The organism is [Muricauda] lutisoli (nom. illeg.), assembly GCF_017313105.1.
Taxonomy (GTDB): Bacteria; Bacteroidota; Bacteroidia; order Flavobacteriales; family Flavobacteriaceae; genus Flagellimonas; species Flagellimonas lutisoli.
The window spans coordinates 1,393,600-1,409,769 of sequence record NZ_JAFLND010000001.1 but is presented as its reverse complement, the minus strand read 5'-3'; the positions used below and the strand labels follow the sequence as shown (position 1 = coordinate 1,409,769).

11 protein-coding genes are annotated in these 16,170 nt (G+C 41.4%); 10 read left to right on the top strand and 1 reads right to left on the bottom strand.

Annotated elements, in window-relative coordinates:
- Positions 1–16: 16 nt before the first annotated feature.
- Positions 17–2,710, bottom strand: a complete 2,694-nt coding sequence (locus J0X13_RS06595; protein ID WP_207070625.1) for a putative LPS assembly protein LptD — start codon at positions 2,708–2,710, stop codon at positions 17–19.
- Positions 2,711–2,838: 128 nt separating this feature from the next.
- Between J0X13_RS06595 and J0X13_RS06590 the strand changes: the two genes are divergently transcribed.
- The 10 genes from J0X13_RS06590 to J0X13_RS06545 all read left to right on the top strand — a co-directional run.
- On the top strand, positions 2,839–4,035 hold the full coding sequence (locus tag J0X13_RS06590; RefSeq protein ID WP_207070624.1) for an N-acetylmuramoyl-L-alanine amidase family protein: 1,197 nt from the start codon (positions 2,839–2,841) through the stop codon (positions 4,033–4,035).
- A gap of 65 nt (positions 4,036–4,100) precedes the next feature.
- Positions 4,101–5,087 (top strand): MlaD family protein, encoded by a 987-nt coding sequence (locus J0X13_RS06585; RefSeq protein ID WP_207070623.1) that lies wholly within the window; start codon positions 4,101–4,103, stop codon positions 5,085–5,087.
- Positions 5,088–6,416, top strand: coding sequence for a 4Fe-4S dicluster domain-containing protein (locus tag J0X13_RS06580; protein ID WP_207070622.1), 1,329 nt, complete (start codon positions 5,088–5,090; stop codon positions 6,414–6,416).
- A gap of 10 nt (positions 6,417–6,426) precedes the next feature.
- Positions 6,427–7,218 carry a (Fe-S)-binding protein gene (locus tag J0X13_RS06575; RefSeq protein WP_207070621.1) on the top strand — a complete coding sequence of 264 codons (792 nt, stop codon included), beginning with the start codon at positions 6,427–6,429 and terminating at the stop codon, positions 7,216–7,218.
- Between the two features lie 55 nt (positions 7,219–7,273).
- A complete protein-coding gene (locus tag J0X13_RS06570; protein ID WP_207070620.1) occupies positions 7,274–7,756 on the top strand; it encodes an ABC transporter ATPase in 483 nt (160 codons plus the stop codon).
- Between the two features lie 91 nt (positions 7,757–7,847).
- Positions 7,848–10,760, top strand: a complete 2,913-nt coding sequence (locus tag J0X13_RS06565) for a serine hydrolase domain-containing protein (protein WP_207070619.1) — start codon at positions 7,848–7,850, stop codon at positions 10,758–10,760.
- Between the two features lie 29 nt (positions 10,761–10,789).
- Positions 10,790–11,932: an N-acetyl-alpha-D-glucosaminyl L-malate synthase BshA gene (gene bshA, locus J0X13_RS06560; protein ID WP_207070618.1), complete on the top strand. Its 1,143-nt coding sequence runs from the start codon at positions 10,790–10,792 to the stop codon at positions 11,930–11,932.
- Between the two features lie 95 nt (positions 11,933–12,027).
- On the top strand, positions 12,028–12,396 hold the full coding sequence (locus J0X13_RS06555) for a hypothetical protein (RefSeq protein ID WP_207070617.1): 369 nt from the start codon (positions 12,028–12,030) through the stop codon (positions 12,394–12,396).
- Positions 12,397–12,510: 114 nt separating this feature from the next.
- Positions 12,511–13,680 (top strand): OmpA family protein, encoded by a 1,170-nt coding sequence (locus J0X13_RS06550; RefSeq protein ID WP_207070616.1) that lies wholly within the window; start codon positions 12,511–12,513, stop codon positions 13,678–13,680.
- 105 nt (positions 13,681–13,785) lie between these two features.
- Positions 13,786–16,170: SGNH/GDSL hydrolase family protein (locus tag J0X13_RS06545; RefSeq protein WP_493506335.1), on the top strand; the 2,385-nt coding region annotated here is incomplete at its 3' end.

The window sequence follows — 16,170 nt, the reverse complement described above, 5'->3', positions numbered from 1 at the left end:
AAAAAATATACCAATGCTATCGGCGCTGACTTCTGTTTTCCCATTTAATATCTTTCAACAATGAACTCTTGATTCCAATAAAGAAATACCAGCGTTCAAATCTACCAAAGGGGGTCCAATCAAAACTCAGGTTAAAACTGCCAAGATCACGTTTAAAGGCAAAACGGGTATCGGCAAAACCTTTATTTTTTATATCATAGCCAGAGTTGAAACCTACTTCCCATTTTGGGGAAAGCTGAACGTTTCCGGAGAACATTAAAGAGTGGTTGGTGATTTCCCCTTGTCGATTACTGTTGTTGTAGGTGGCTACATAGGTGAATCGGGCATCCCATGGCAATTTATTGTTGTAAATCGGATTATTATTGGTATTGCGATTGCCCCGATTACTGTTCCCTCTGTTATTGAAACGAGAGCCTTGTTCACCGCGGACATCGTCCATGGCAAATGGGTTTTCACTAAAATCTGATTGTTTTTCTTCGTCATCCTTTTCCTTTGCCCCACCTTTTTGGAACATTTCGCTGTTAAGGGAAAAACTGGTGTTTACCCTGGCCGAGGTTAAACGAGCGATACCACCACCATTGTTCACATTCAATGTATTTATTCTTCGGCCATTGTTGTCTATGGCATAAGGATCAAAAGTGGCCGCAAAGTTGATGGGCACATTTTTGATGATTTCCGTGGCGCCACTCATACTAATAGGGCTAAGCTTAAGGGAATCCGCTTCCAAATTGTAGCTCGCAGAAAAGGTAAGGTTGCTCAAAATCTTCACTTTCCTGGGTTCGGTGGCCGTGGAATCTTTGTCCCTTACCTTTGCCTCGAGCGAGTTTTGAAGTGAAAAACTCAATGAGCTCCCTTTGTTTAAAGATGGTCTTCCGTAAATACTGGTCTCAAAAGGCGTGTACTCCACCTCTTCGCCCTCCCCATCTGTATAGGACTCATAAAATTGCTCAAAGGAAGGTGTATAGTTATAACTTACCGACGGGCGCATAACATGTCGTAACGCCTGTATTTTTTTATCCTCTCCAAAATTCCATGTACCGTACATGGTGGTACCGATACTGGTTCCAAGGCTATATCTATTAAAACGATCGAACCCGGCTATGGTATCGGTCACAGTTTCTTCTGTTTCCGCGTCATATTGCTTTCTTACCGTTTCCAAGGTCCATATATCTTCATAATTACCACTTAAACTAACACTTAGGTATTTCGCCAGTTTAAAATTGGTGGCTACGGGAATTCTATGTCTGGCTCCGACCCGGGCCTCGTCGAACATACCGCTTTTAAAGAAATTTTCTTCATCGGTCGTAATACTGTTCTGAGCATTGACATCGTATTGGAAATTGATATTTTCAAAGATTCCTTTTTTGATTTCATCACGCTTTACAAATGGATAAATACGTTCCATACTTGCCTGAAAGGTGGGTAAGGACATATTGATTACCTGTGTTCTTGAATTTTGCGTATGGCTCACCGTTAAACTGGTGTTTACCGAGGGATAGGCTGGAAAAGTCTTGGAATAACTTATGGACGATGCAAATGTATTGGTCTGCGAATTGTTACGGTTAACCTGGTTGAGGGAATTTGTATAGTATTGACTGGAACCTAGGTTCACCGAAGCCGAAAAACGTGAATTGGGACTTGCTTTGGTGTCTTGGGAATGAGATATTCGAATGTTATAATTGCTCGTTCGGCTGTAATCATCGAATCCTTTTTGGCTGTTTACCAAATTCTCATAACTGATACTTATATTCCCCCTAAACTTATAGCGTTTGGTATAAACGGACCTTCCCTGCAAACCATAACTCCCGTTAGTGTAATAATCCCCGGTAACACTCAAATCCACATAATCACTGATAGGCAAATAGTATCCTCCATTTTGTATAAAGTAGCCACGTCTGGGGTCGTTACCAAAGGTAGGGAAGAGTATTCCCGGTGCTCTTCCTCCCGTCAAGGGAAAATAAGCAAAAGGTAGGGCAACGGGAGTGGGTACATCCACAATATACATATTACTGTAGCCCGCAATAATTTTCTTCTTGGGTACGAATTTGGCTTTTCGGACCCTGATATAGTAATCGGGGTTCACGGTATCATTGGATGTGGTCAATTTACCTTCACTCAAAAAGTAAACAGAGTCGTTCTCTTTTTTGGTCTTTTCAGCATACACCTTCATGGCATCGCTCCCCAGTTGCCCCAAACCGGCCTGTTGTTCGGTTCGTGAGTTCCAGATAAGTGCCTTTTCCGTATCAAAATTAAAGCGAATGGAGTCGGGCCGCACCTCATTGTCCCCCTGTTTAAAAAATGGCAATTGGGAATAATTTCCCAACGAATCCTTCATACGACCCGCATAAACCTCGTTTTTAACATAGTCCATTACAATTACACCTGCTTTAAGCTCAGTATCTTGGTAATAGATTTCAGCCTCATTGTACAAATAGATTTTATTGTCTTTTTGGCTAAGTTTCACATAGTCTTTTGCCTTATATTCTATTTTATCTAAAAGTAAAGGTTGCTTTTTTGGCACGGTATCTGTTTCAACAGAATCGGTTTTGATAGAGTCGTTAAGAATGTTTGGAGGGAGCAAGGGAGCAAAAATCGTGTCCTTGGTCGCCTTGATCGGCAAAGGGGTAATTGGGTCTTCCTGAGCACTTAAGGTAGCTATGCCACAAAGAAGAACAAATAGGAAAAGTAAAAGATGTTTATTTGGTTGCAACGTGATAAATCCTATTTTTGTGCTAGTCGGCCCAGTTTTGGGGTCAAACTTACATATATTTTTTGTTCTACTAATTGGGGATTACAATATTTTTAACCATTACTGAACACTATAATTACTCAGTTCTTATGAATAAAAGTCGGTTTGCATTTTTAGTTTTTCTACTTCTGGTCCTTCCATTGACCTCGTTCAACAAAAATGATACCGAGGTTTCCCCGAATGATAAATTCGTTGTGGTTTTGGATGCAGGGCATGGTGGCCATGACCCCGGAAATATTGGTAACGGATATTTGGAAAAGGAAATTGCACTGGCCATAGTGTTAAAAGTGGGCAAGGAACTCGAAAAGCATTCAGATATTAAAGTGGTGTATACTCGTAATGACGACACTTTTGTTGATTTGTTCGTGAGGGGAGAAATCGCGAACCAAGCCAATGCAGACCTTTTCGTTTCAGTGCACTGTAATGCACACAATTCGGATGCCTACGGAACAGAGACCTATGTGCTCGGTTTGCATGCGAACCGTCAGAACTTTGAGGTGGCGAAAAAGGAAAACTCGGTAATTTATTTGGAGGATGATTATGAACAACGCTATGCCGAATACGATATCAATTCACCTGAATCCGTTATCGGATTAACAATTATGCAAGAGGAATTTCTCGATCAAAGCATACAATTGGGCAAAAAACTACAGGATAATTTTACCAAAGGCCTCAAACGAAAGGACAGAAAAGTAAAACAGGCAGGATTTATCGTATTGCACCAAACCTTTATGCCAAGTGTTTTGGTGGAGGCAGGTTTTTTGACCAATAAAAACGAAGGAAGCTATCTTAATTCCAAAAAGGGGCAAGATGAAATGGGGAAGGCCATTGCAAATGCTGTTCTTGCCTACAAAGATGATATGGGCTTTACTGCGGCCCCTATTGCCAGTACGCCCAAGATTGAGGATACTAAGGTGGATGTTGATGTAAAGGAAGAGGCTCCAAAAGAAGAAGTTGTGGAAGTTGAGCCACCAAAACAAACATCCAGTTCCACTGAAACCCCTGTGCAAAATGGTTCTCAAGCCTCCAACAAAGGATTGGTGTTTAAAGTACAGTTGATGGCCAGTGGAAAAAGCATAGCGCTGACGGGAAGCAACTTTAATGGTTTAAATGACCTGTCAAAAGAGCCATATAAAAATCTTTTCCGATATATGTACGGAAATGCAAGTACGTATGAAGAGGCAAAGCGATTGAAGAAAAATGCCGATGCCAAGGGATACACCACTTCATATATAGTGGCATATAAGAATGGGGAAAGGGTGCCAATAACGGCAAGGATGAAGTAGATTTGTATCTGAAAGCCTCTTGTGAAAATTATTCCTAATTTTGTTTAAACCATAAACCGAATCTTTTGAAACTATCCAGGGAAATCAAAACTGGGATTATCGTAGTCGCTGGAATCGTAGCCTTCATTTTTGGGCTTAGCTACTTAAAATCCTCTCCTCTTTTTGAAAATAACAAGACGTTTTACGCTGTTTACGATGATGTCGGTGGGCTTCAGCCGGGCACTACGGTTTCCATAAACGGATTCAATGTGGGGAATGTCACCAATATTAAATTTAAGGACAGTTCGGGAAAATTGTTGGTCACTTTAACGGTAAGCAACGACTTTGAGTTTTCCAAAAATAGTATAGCAGAACTTTTTGACACTGGTATCATCGGAGGTAAGGGAATTCAGATTGTTCCAGTCTTCGATAATGGCGCCACAGCAAAATCAGGGGATACCTTGCCATCAAAAATTAAACCTGGACTTACCGAATTGGTCCAACAAAAACTTACTCCATTGCAGCTAAAGGTGGAAGGAGCGGTATCCAATGCCGATTCTTTGTTGATGAACGTAAATCAAATATTGGATGAGCCTACAAAGAACCAACTCAAACAAACCATAGTATCGTTGAACGAACTGGTTAAATCCTTTAAGGGAAGTGCGGATAATTTGAATATTTTATTGGACAACAACAAAATGCAACTGGATAGTTCTTTGAAGAATGTCAGTCATATCACTTCAAATTTTTCCAAACTGTCGGATTCTCTAGTGAATTCTGATCTGGGCGGAACCTTGACAGAGTTCCAAACCACTGTAAGCCAATTGAACGATATCTTGGCCAAAATTGAAAGAGGAGAGGGTTCGTTGGGTAAATTGCATAAAGATGATGCGCTTTACAACAATTTGGCAGAAGCTTCGAGAGAGTTGGACCTTCTTTTACAAGACTTTAGGCTCAATCCCAAACGATATGTAAACGTTTCCGTTTTTGGTAAAAAGCAAAAAGAGTACACACTTCCCGAGAACGATCCGGCGGAGCAGCAGGATTCTATTCAACAAAAAGAGAATCAATAAATGGAATATATACCCAATATCATTTTTGCCATAGCCCTAATAGGGGGTATTGGCTTTTTTGCCCGTAACGTAAAAAAGTTATCCAGGAACATTAAACTGGGAAAGGATGTTGATGTAAGCGACAACAAATCCCAGCGGTGGAAAAATATGGCCAAGATAGCCTTGGGTCAGACCAAAATGGTGGTGAGACCTATTGCCGGCTTAATGCACGTCATCGTTTATGTGGGATTCATCATTATCAATATAGAGGTGTTGGAGATTATCCTGGATGGACTTTTGGGAACACATAGACTGTTTTCCCCACTTGGTTCCGTTTATAACTTTTTGATAGGGTCTTTTGAGGTATTGGCATTATTGGTAATTGTCGCTGTAATCGTTTTCTGGATCAGAAGAAACGTTATCAGAATACAACGATTTATAAAGCCCGAAATGAAAGGTTGGCCCAAAACCGATGGGAATATGATTCTCTACATCGAGTTTGTACTTATGATCTTGTTCCTGACCATGAATGCCGCAGATTTTCAGTTGCAGCAATTGGGAGCTGACCATTACCTTAGGGCAGGCACATTTCCTATAAGCCAATTTATTGTTCCTTTGCTGGACGGGCTTTCGGAATCTTCTTTGATTTTGGTGGAAAGAACAGCATGGTGGCTGCATATTTTGGGGATTTTGGCCTTTTTGAACTATCTGTATTATTCAAAACATTTGCATATCCTGTTGGCTTTCCCGAACACCTATTATGGAAAAATAAAGCCGCAGGGACAATTTAATAATCTGGCATCCGTAACTAAAGAGGTGAAATTGATGATGGACCCCGATGCCGATCCATTTGCAGCTCCTGCCGAGGAGGAGGATGCTGCAGAGCCCGAAAAGTTCGGGGCTTCCGATGTTATGGATTTGAACTGGGTCCAATTGTTGAACGCCTATACCTGTACCGAGTGTGGCCGTTGTACCTCCGAATGTCCGGCCAACCAAACGGGCAAAAAATTATCTCCACGTAAAATTATGATGGATACCCGCGACCGCCTGGAAGAAGTGGGTAAGATTATGGATGCGAACAAAGGAGAGTTTGTTCCGGATGGCAAACAGTTGTTGGGCGATTACATCAGTCATGAAGAATTATGGGCTTGCACCACCTGTAACGCTTGTGTGCAGGCATGCCCCGTAAGCATAGACCCATTGTCCATTATTATGGAAATGCGAAGATATTTGGTCATGGAGCAATCAGCGGCGCCAACAGAGTTGAACAACATGATGTCCAATATAGAGAATAACGGAGCCCCTTGGCCCTATAATCAAATGGACCGTTTAAATTGGGTAAACGAATAAATCTAAGACTATGAGTGAGCAATTAAAGGTAAAAACCATGCAGGAGTTTATGGCTGAAGGCAAACAGCCAGAAATATTGTTTTGGGTTGGCTCTGCCGGTAGTTATGATGATCGTGCCAAAAAGATTTCCAGGGCTTTTGTAAAGTTGTTGAACAAAGCCAATGTTGATTTTGCTGTTTTGGGCACCGAAGAAAGTTCAACTGGTGATGTGGCCAAAAGAGCAGGTAACGAATTTTTGTTCCAGATGCAGGCCATGATGAACATTGAATTGCTTAACGGCTACGAGATAAAACGTATTGTAACATGTGATCCACATTCGTTTAATACCCTTAAAAACGAGTATCCCGGTTTAGGAGGTAATTATGACGTTGTTCACCATACCCAGTTCTTAAAGGAACTTATAGATAATGGACGCTTAACCATTACAGGGGACGGGTACAAGGGAAAGCGAATCACTTTTCACGATCCTTGTTATTTAGGTAGGGCCAACTCAGTTTTTGATGCTCCAAGAGAGGTGCTTTCCAAAACCAATGCCGAGTTGGTGGAAATGAAACGGCACAAGAAAACAGCTCTATGCTGTGGAGCCGGTGGGGCCCAAATGTTCAAAGAGCCTGAAAAAGGGGATATGGACATCAATGTTATGCGTACCAAAGATGCCTTGGAAACCAAACCGAATATAATAGCAACAGGTTGTCCGTATTGCAATACCATGATGACAGACGGTATTAAAGCGCACGAAAAGGAAGATAGCGTTACGGTAATGGATGTAGCCGAATTGTTGGCAAACTCCCAAGGTTTATAAAAATATGTGATGAATGTTGGGCCCAGTTAGATCTAGGCCATTTTAGACAAATAATATGCTAGTGGATTTTAATGAATTGCCCGATCACTCCCGAATTTGGATTTATCAAGCCAATAGGAGTTTTACGGATGAAGAACTGGAGGAATTGAGAGCGAGTCTAACAGCTTTCCTAAAGGAATGGACGGCCCACGGTAGTGATTTGCACGCAGGATTCGAGATAAAGTACAAGAGATTTATTGTAATTGGGTTAGATCAGACCAATGCCAGTGCTTCAGGCTGCTCTATAGATGCCTCCGTGCATTTTATACAAAGCTTGGAACAGAAATACAATGTGCAATTGTTGGATAGGATGAATGTCTCTTTCAAACAAGGAGAATATATAGCTTACAAACCGCTGAAAGATTTCAAGAAATTGGCCAAGGCCAAATCTGTTTCCCCAAACACCATAGTTTTTAACAATTTGGTAGCGACCAAACAAGAATATTTAGAGAATTGGGAGGTTCCGGCCAGTGAGAGTTGGCACTCCAGATTTGTGTAGCAAATTCTTAAATTATCTTAATTTCTATGCTTTCCTCGATGAAATGCAATATTTTTATCGGCATTAAGTTCAGGTCTTAGACAAGATTTTTATGCGGATAAATCTCTACCTTACCTTTTTACTACTATTTTGTATACAGGCCAATGGACAGAACAGTCCATTGGTTGTTAAAGACTCCGTAGCTCAAATGGCTTGGGTCGAAAACCAGTACGCAAATATGTCCCTACAGGAAAAAATGGGACAGTTGTTTATGGTGAGCGTTGCATCCAACCAAAATAAAACAGCCACCGATAGAGTGAAAACTCTTGTAAAGGAGCAAGGCATTGGAGGGGTCATCTTTTTGGTCGGAGGACCAGTTCAGCAGGCAAAATTGACCAACGAGTATCAATCTGTCGCTAAAGTGCCCCTACTTATTGGCTCCGACGCCGAATGGGGCATGGCCATGCGATTGGATTCCACGTATGCATTTCCTTGGAACATGACTTTGGGAGCTATTCAGGATAGCTCCATTGTGGAAAAAGTTGGCTATCAGATAGGAAAGCATGCGAAGCGTTTGGGAATCCACATCAATTTTGCCCCCGATTTGGATGTGAATAACAATCCACAAAATCCAATTATTGGAAACCGCTCTTTTGGCGAGGACCCCAAAAACGTGGCTCAAAAGGGGCGTGCTTTTGTTCGGGGTATGGAAAAAGCAGGTGTACTTTCCAGCGGTAAACATTTCCCTGGACATGGTGACACTGCTACGGACTCCCATAAATCTTTGCCGATAATCAATTCGTCATTACAGCGATTGGATTCTATAGAACTTTATCCCTTTAAAAAAGTAATGGAAGCTGGATTGAGCTCCACCATGGTGGCTCATTTGGATGTTCCAAGTTTGGAGCCGAGGGAAGGGCACCCTTCAACCTTATCAAAAAACATAGTGACCGGAGTTTTAAAAAATCAACTGAAATTTGAAGGATTGGTTATTACCGATGCCTTAAATATGAAGGCGGTCTCCGAATTTGCTCCTGAGGGCAAGGTAGAACTGGAAGCGTTTTTAGCTGGTAATGATTTGCTGTTGATGCCCCAAAATGTGCTAAAGGCAAAGGAAACCTTTGTGGAAGCTTATAATAATGGAGTGATCACAGAGCAAAGACTGGCTGAATCCGTCAAAAAAATATTGATGGCCAAATACAAGGCAGGTCTTTACAATTACCGACCCGTGGAGTTGGAAAATCTTCTTGAGGATTTAAATGGAATTGAAAATGATGTGGTATACGAGGAAGCCATTGAAGGAGCCATAACAGTCGCAAAAAACAACTTTTCGTTGATGCCCATCAAAAAATTGGACAACAAGAAAATCGCTTATGTACATTTTGGTGATGATTCTGGAACTATGTTTCACTCATCATTGAACAAATATCATAAAGTTACCCATATCAAAGCCAAGGATATTGCCGCCTACAAAAAGGAATTGGCCAATTATAATTTGGTGATCATCGGTTTTCATAAAGATAATTCAAGTCCTTGGAAAGGGTATAAATTTTCTGAAAACGAACTTTTTTGGCTGGAGGAAATATCCCGATTGCGAACAAGCAACACCATTTTGGCCCTATTTGCCAGACCCTACGCTTTATTGGACATCCTCAATTTTGATACTGTTGATGGGGTAGTGGTCGGTTATCAGAATAGTAAGATTGCCCAGGAAAAAGTAGCCGAGGTCATTTTTGGTGCCATCGGAGCAACAGGAAAATTACCTGTATCGGCCCATGACGAGTTTCCAGTGGGGACTGGAGTGGATGTAAATCCGATACAACGGTTGGGTTACAGTATTCCAGAACGGGTTGGGATGAGTTCCGAAATGTTGGCGGAAGTGGATACCCTTGTTCAAGATGGACTGGATTCCTTAATGTTTCCGGGGGCACAGGTACTAATTGCCAGAAGGGGAAAGGTGATTTATAACAAGAACTTTGGCAAACCTACCTATCAATCGGATAAAGTTATTGAAGAAGAGTCCATTTATGACCTGGCGTCCTTGACCAAGATTTTGTCCACATTGCCCATGATCATGAAGATGGAGGAAGAAGGGAAAATAGCTTTGAACGATACCTTCAAGGATTTGATTCCAGAATATGATGACACTGATTTGAAGGATGTATCGGTTTTAAAAGCCTTGTCCCACTATGGGCGCTTACCCTCATGGATAGCCTTTTATCTGGATACTCTTTCTGAAGACCGAAGGCCCTCCTCGGAATTTTACAGGAAAAACCCATCCGAAGCTTTTCCGTACAAAGTGGCCGAGCATCTTTACCTGACAAGGTCTTATAAAGATTCCATTTATAATAAAATAGGGAGACAGAGTCTTAAATCCAATAGATACCGCTATAGTGATGTTGGGTACTATGTTTTTAAAGAATATATCGAAAAGACCTATCAAAAATCCATTGATAAATTGGTGGACGAGTTCTTGTACAAGCCTATGGGACTGCAACGGACAACCTTTAACCCATTGAAAAAATTTTCTAAGAACGAGATAGTTCCTACCGAAGAGGACGACTATTATAGATATCAGACAGTGCATGGCTATGTCCACGATATGGGCGCTGCCATGCAAGGGGGTGTTGGTGGACATGCAGGGCTTTTTAGCACGGCAAATGAGGTTGCCAAAATTATGCAGATGTATTTACAGGGCGGTTATTACGGAGGCGAACGATTTTTTAGCGCTAGAACTATAAAAAGATTTAATACGTGCTATTTCTGTAATAAAAATGTGAGAAGAGGAGTTGGTTTTGACAAACCTCAGTTGGAGGAAAAAGGCCCCACCTGTGGATGTGTTTCCAGAAAAAGCTTTGGGCATAGTGGTTTTACAGGTACGTATACCTGGGCAGACCCGGATGAAGAAATCGTTTATGTATTTCTTTCCAATCGAACCTATCCGTCCGCAACCAACACATTGTTGATCAAATCTGGATTGCGGACTCGTATTCAGCAGGCCATTTATGATTCCATTATCAATTAGGTATAAAATATTGCAGTAGATTTGTTCTTATGAAAATAGCGATTGTATGTTACCCGACATTTGGCGGTAGTGGAGTAGTGGCCACGGAATTGGGTATTGCCCTTGCAGAACGTGGACACGAGGTACATTTTATAACCTACCGTCAACCTGTTCGATTGGAACTATTGGGAAACAACATTCATTTTCATGAGGTACATGTGCCGGAATATCCTTTGTTCCATTACCAACCTTACGAGCTGGCACTTTCCAGTAAGTTGGTGGATACCATCAAGCTTTACGATATTGAACTGTTGCACGTACATTATGCCATTCCCCACGCTTATGCAGGGTATATGGCCAAAAAGATGCTTCAGGAGTACGGCATTTTCATCCCTATGATTACCACACTCCACGGTACGGACATTACTTTGGTGGGCAAACATCCTTTTTATAAACCAGCGGTGACTTTCAGTATCAACAAGTCCGATGTAGTAACTTCTGTTTCGGAGGCCTTGAAGAAAGATACCTTGAAGCTTTTTGACATTGAAAAGGAAATCGAAGTGATTCCCAACTTTATAGAAACCACAAAATATAAAAATAGCTTTACCGATTGCCAACGCTCGATGATGGCCAAGGAAGATGAAAGGATCATTACCCATATCAGTAATTTTAGAAAAGTAAAGCGGATACCTGATGTGGTCAAAATATTTTATCGCATTCAACAAGAAATTCCGGCCAAACTCATTATGGTAGGGGAAGGTCCTGAAAAAGAAAGGGCCGAAGATATGTGCGATAACTTGGGTATCAAGGATAAGGTATTGTTCTTGGGAAACAGCAATGAAATAGATCGGATACTTTGTTTTTCAGATTTATTCTTGCTCCCTTCTGAAACAGAAAGTTTCGGATTGGCTGCCTTGGAGGCCATGATCAATAAAGTAGCTGTAATTTCAAGTAATACGGGAGGTATACCCGAAGTAAATATTGATGGGGTGTCAGGTTATTTGGCAAATGTGGGCGATGTGGATACCATGGCGGAAAAAGCTATTGCCATTTTAAGGGATGATGAAGTTTTGGACAAGTTCAAGGAAAATGCATTCAACGTAGCATCGAAATTTGATATTGTCCATATTTTACCCTTGTACGAAGACCTTTATGAGAAAGCTTTCAAATCCCGATTTAAAAACACGTTTTAGTGATCAGGTCGCTTTTGTTCATATCGTTTGTTTGCTTACTTTCCTGCAAGGCACAAAAGAAAGAAAATGCTCCTGTAGGTGAACAAATAGCCGATATGGTACTAGTGGATCATGATGATTTTAGCAATATTGAAGTCTATGAAACCCGAGTGATACAAGATGTAAAATCGTTGCGGAAGTTTTATGCTGAGATAAATAAAACCCGTAAACCTGGACTCCCTGTACCGATTATCGATTTTTCCAAAGAAACGGTAGTCTTAGTTTGTTTAGGGGAACAGCGAGGAAAAAAAACAGCAAGGTTGTCAAAAATAAAAGAGACTGATAATGAGGTTTCTATAGCAGTGGAAATCCTTGATGAAGAGCAAAAGGGGGAAATCACAATACAGCCTTTATATTTTCCATTTTATCTCTATAAACTGCCTTTAATCGATAAAACCATAGCTTTTCAAAAAGTAGGGAAATAGATAATTGAAGGGAGAAATTACCACTTATCGAATTTTACGGTAGTTAAAAGTTCATTGTCAAATTTATGTTTTGATTAACTTAGATTTGATTTCGATAACCTCAAATCGAAAATTATGAACGCTTTAAAAACTGCTTTTGCAGTTCTTGTACTATTCAGTACCGTTTCCATCTTTGCTCAAGATGTAGAACTCACCAAAAAAGACAGTATTGTACAAAGCTACTGGTTGGTTTCCCTTGGAGCCAATGCTGTAGATGATTCCGGCCATGAATTCAATAAACTTTTCGACATTGAAAACGCTTGGAACATAGCGCCATATCCATCAAGGGTAAGTATTGGGCGTTATTTCAAGAATGGTATAGGTATGGAGGCAATTGGAAGTTATAACCAATACCAAGAAGGGAAGCGGGTCGATGGAGTAATTATGCAAGAAGACGTAGACTATTTCGGGTTGGACTTTCGATTGAGTTATGACCTTAATATGATACTCGGGGAAACTGGTTTTTTTGACCCATATATCGGGATTGGGGCTGGTTATACAGATGCCAACAATCAGGGAAGGGGCACATATAATGCGATAATCGGTTTTCGCACATGGTTCTCGGACCATTGGGGATTGGATTTCAATTCGACCGGAAAATGGGCGATGGACGCGGAGAATGCAACAAATCATATACAGCACGCACTAGGTGTAGCTTATAGGTTTGAAGTTGAAAAAGGACTCTCGAGAAAAGGACAGGAAAAACTGGCTCTATTACAGGAAATGGAAAAAGAGCAGGAAAGAATCCAAGATTCCATCGCAGAGGCAAAAGAGGCCCAGCGATTGGCGGAACGTCTTCAAAAAGAAAAAGAGGCTGCAGCACTTGCAGCTGCCGAAAAGGCAAAAAAAGAAGCCGAAGAAGCTCGTAGAGCTGCACTTCAAAACAAAATCAATGATTTAGGGAATGTTTACTTTAAGTTGAACTCGTCCTATTTGACCTCTAAAGATGAAGAGTTGTTAGACCAACTGGTTGCTATTATGAATGATGAGCCCAATTTGATGATAAAAGTAACAGCACATACCGATTCCCGGGGAACCAAAAAGTATAACCAATGGCTTTCTGAACGTAGAGCGGAGCGAACGGTAGAATATGTAATTTCCCAAGGAATTTCCGAAGATAGGATAAGTCATGAAGCTTTTGGTGAAACCCAATTGGTGAATGAGTGTGGAGATGGGGTTTACTGTACGGAAGAACAACATGCCAAGAATAGAAGGTCTGATTTTGAGATAACTGCTTTTGATTGAGAATAACTTGATTAAAAGATAGAAGAAAAATAATTATACAAACTGATTGTAAAAAGCACAATTGGGAAGACTAGTTAAAATGGAAAATAACCTTAACTTTTTATAATGACACTACTTAATTTATTAAACTGTTTTATTTACAAGAAAAAGCAGGTGTTTGGTAAATTTTTACTGCTACTTGTACTTTTAATTTCCCCCTTTTCGTATAGCCAGTATGACAAGGTGGTGGTCATTGGAGCCTCTATCATGGAGCAAGTATATGGACGTGATTTGGTCACTCCAAATGCAACTAGAACCACCGAATGGCAGAATAATGGCGTAGCTGTGGATGTCTACGGATATGGATTTACGGGTTATAATATTAACCAAATCATTCCCGAAGTACAAACAGCCATGAGCACTTTTACATCCAATACGCTCTTTATGATCCATATTGGGGGTAATGATGTGACTGCTACCAGACCATATGATACGGCAACAGCCCAAGAGTTACAAGATATTAGTGATGCTTATGATGCGTTGTACCAAGCTATTATAGATGCTGGTCGTCTCGATGATGTCATCGTAATGCCCATAACTTTTAGGGAATATGCTGGTGATGATGTATACAATAATCAAGAGCTGGGTAGTTTGCCTTATAACCAAAATATCTTGATTCCGAAAATATTGGCCAACACCCCGGCACAAATAAATTCGGATGGTAATCCAATCGTGGATTTATATAATTTCAATAGGAATAATCCAGAAACCTATTCAGATGATAATATTCATCCAACAATTCCTGATGGGGAGATATTACTTTCTGACTACATGAGCCAGGGGGCATCCTATTTTATCAATAGTGAAGCTACGCCTCCTGACCCTATAGCACCGGCAGATGACAATGATGGAGACTTTATCGTGGACAGCCAGGATTTGGACGATGATAACGATGGTATATTGGATGTGGATGAGGCTGCCGATTGTGCCGTTGGAGGTTCTTCTTTAGTTTGGGGGAATCCCACATGGAGTGGAGGGGATCCGGATGATGATGTTTCCTCAACAGCTACCACGACCATTGATGGTACCGTGGTGACAGCGGATAATTCACAGACTGATTTTCCTCAACTTCAAAATTCTGCTTTTGCCACTGAGGGTACCGCTTTCAATGGCATAGATGGTTTGCTTTTACAAGCACCTACAGCTCAATTTTTGGATAGTGTAAATATTTTGCGATACCGTGTTAGCTTTGATAGACCGGTGACCGACGTGTCCTTCCGTATAGTGGATATCGATTTAAGGGAGTTAGCAGATGGAGATCCATATATTGGTCAGGTAAAAGTGACTATTTCGAACCAAGGCCAAGTAATTACACCAACTGCCGGTACCGATTATACAGTTGGTTCTGCAGTTACTGATTTAGGAGGAGGTTTTTTTAGAGGTAATTCCTGGGTTAATGGGACCCCTGATATAGGTGATGTAGTGTATAATTTGAATCAGCCAGTAGATGATATTTTTATTGAGTTGGCGAACGTAGACCCTACAACAACAGCTGCTACTCCTGGTAATATGGCAATTCTTATTTCAGACATTTCCTGGTCCTGTGCAGTTGTTGATACCGATGGAGATACTATTCCAGACCATTTGGATAATGACAGTGATGGCGATGGATGTTTCGATGCAATTGAAGGAGATGGTGGTTTTACTTTAGCCGATGTTGATGGAGATGGTAGACTTGTTGGTGATGTAGATGCCAATGGTATTCCAGTTATCGCAAGTGCTGGTCAAGCCGATGTAAGCAGTACGGATGATACAGTGACAAGTGGTGCATGCGACGATGATGGTGATGGTTTAACAAATGATCAAGAAGCTAGCTTGACTACTGACCCATTGAATCCAGATACTGATGGTGATGGGGTCGATGATGGTCAGGAAGTAGCTGATACCAATGACCCATTAGACCCATGCGACCCTGTCCAAGTTGCGGGATACACGGGGTACGACAACGCCAATGCCATTTGGGCCGCTGCCGACTGTGATGGTGATGGCGTAATCAATGGAGATGAGGTTACCAACGGTACTGATCCTTATAGTAATACAGATACAGATGGCGATGGTATCAATGACGATACCGAAATCAATAACGGAACCGATGAAAACGACCCATGTTCTCCGGTACAGGCTGCAGGATATACAGGCTACGACAACAGCAATGCCATTTGGGCCGCTGCCGACTGTGATGGTGATGGTGTGACCAACGGTGATGAGTTCACCAACGGCACCGACCCTTATGCAGTTTCCGCTGACACCGATGGCGATGGTATCGATGATGACAACGAGATCAATAACGGAACCGATGAGAACGACCCATGTTCTCCGGTACAGGCTGCAGGGTATACGGGCTACGACAGCAGCAATGCCATTTGGGCCGCTGCCGACTGTGATGGTGATGGTGTGACCAACGGTGATGAGTTCACCAACGGCACCGACCCTTATGCAGTTTCCGCTGAC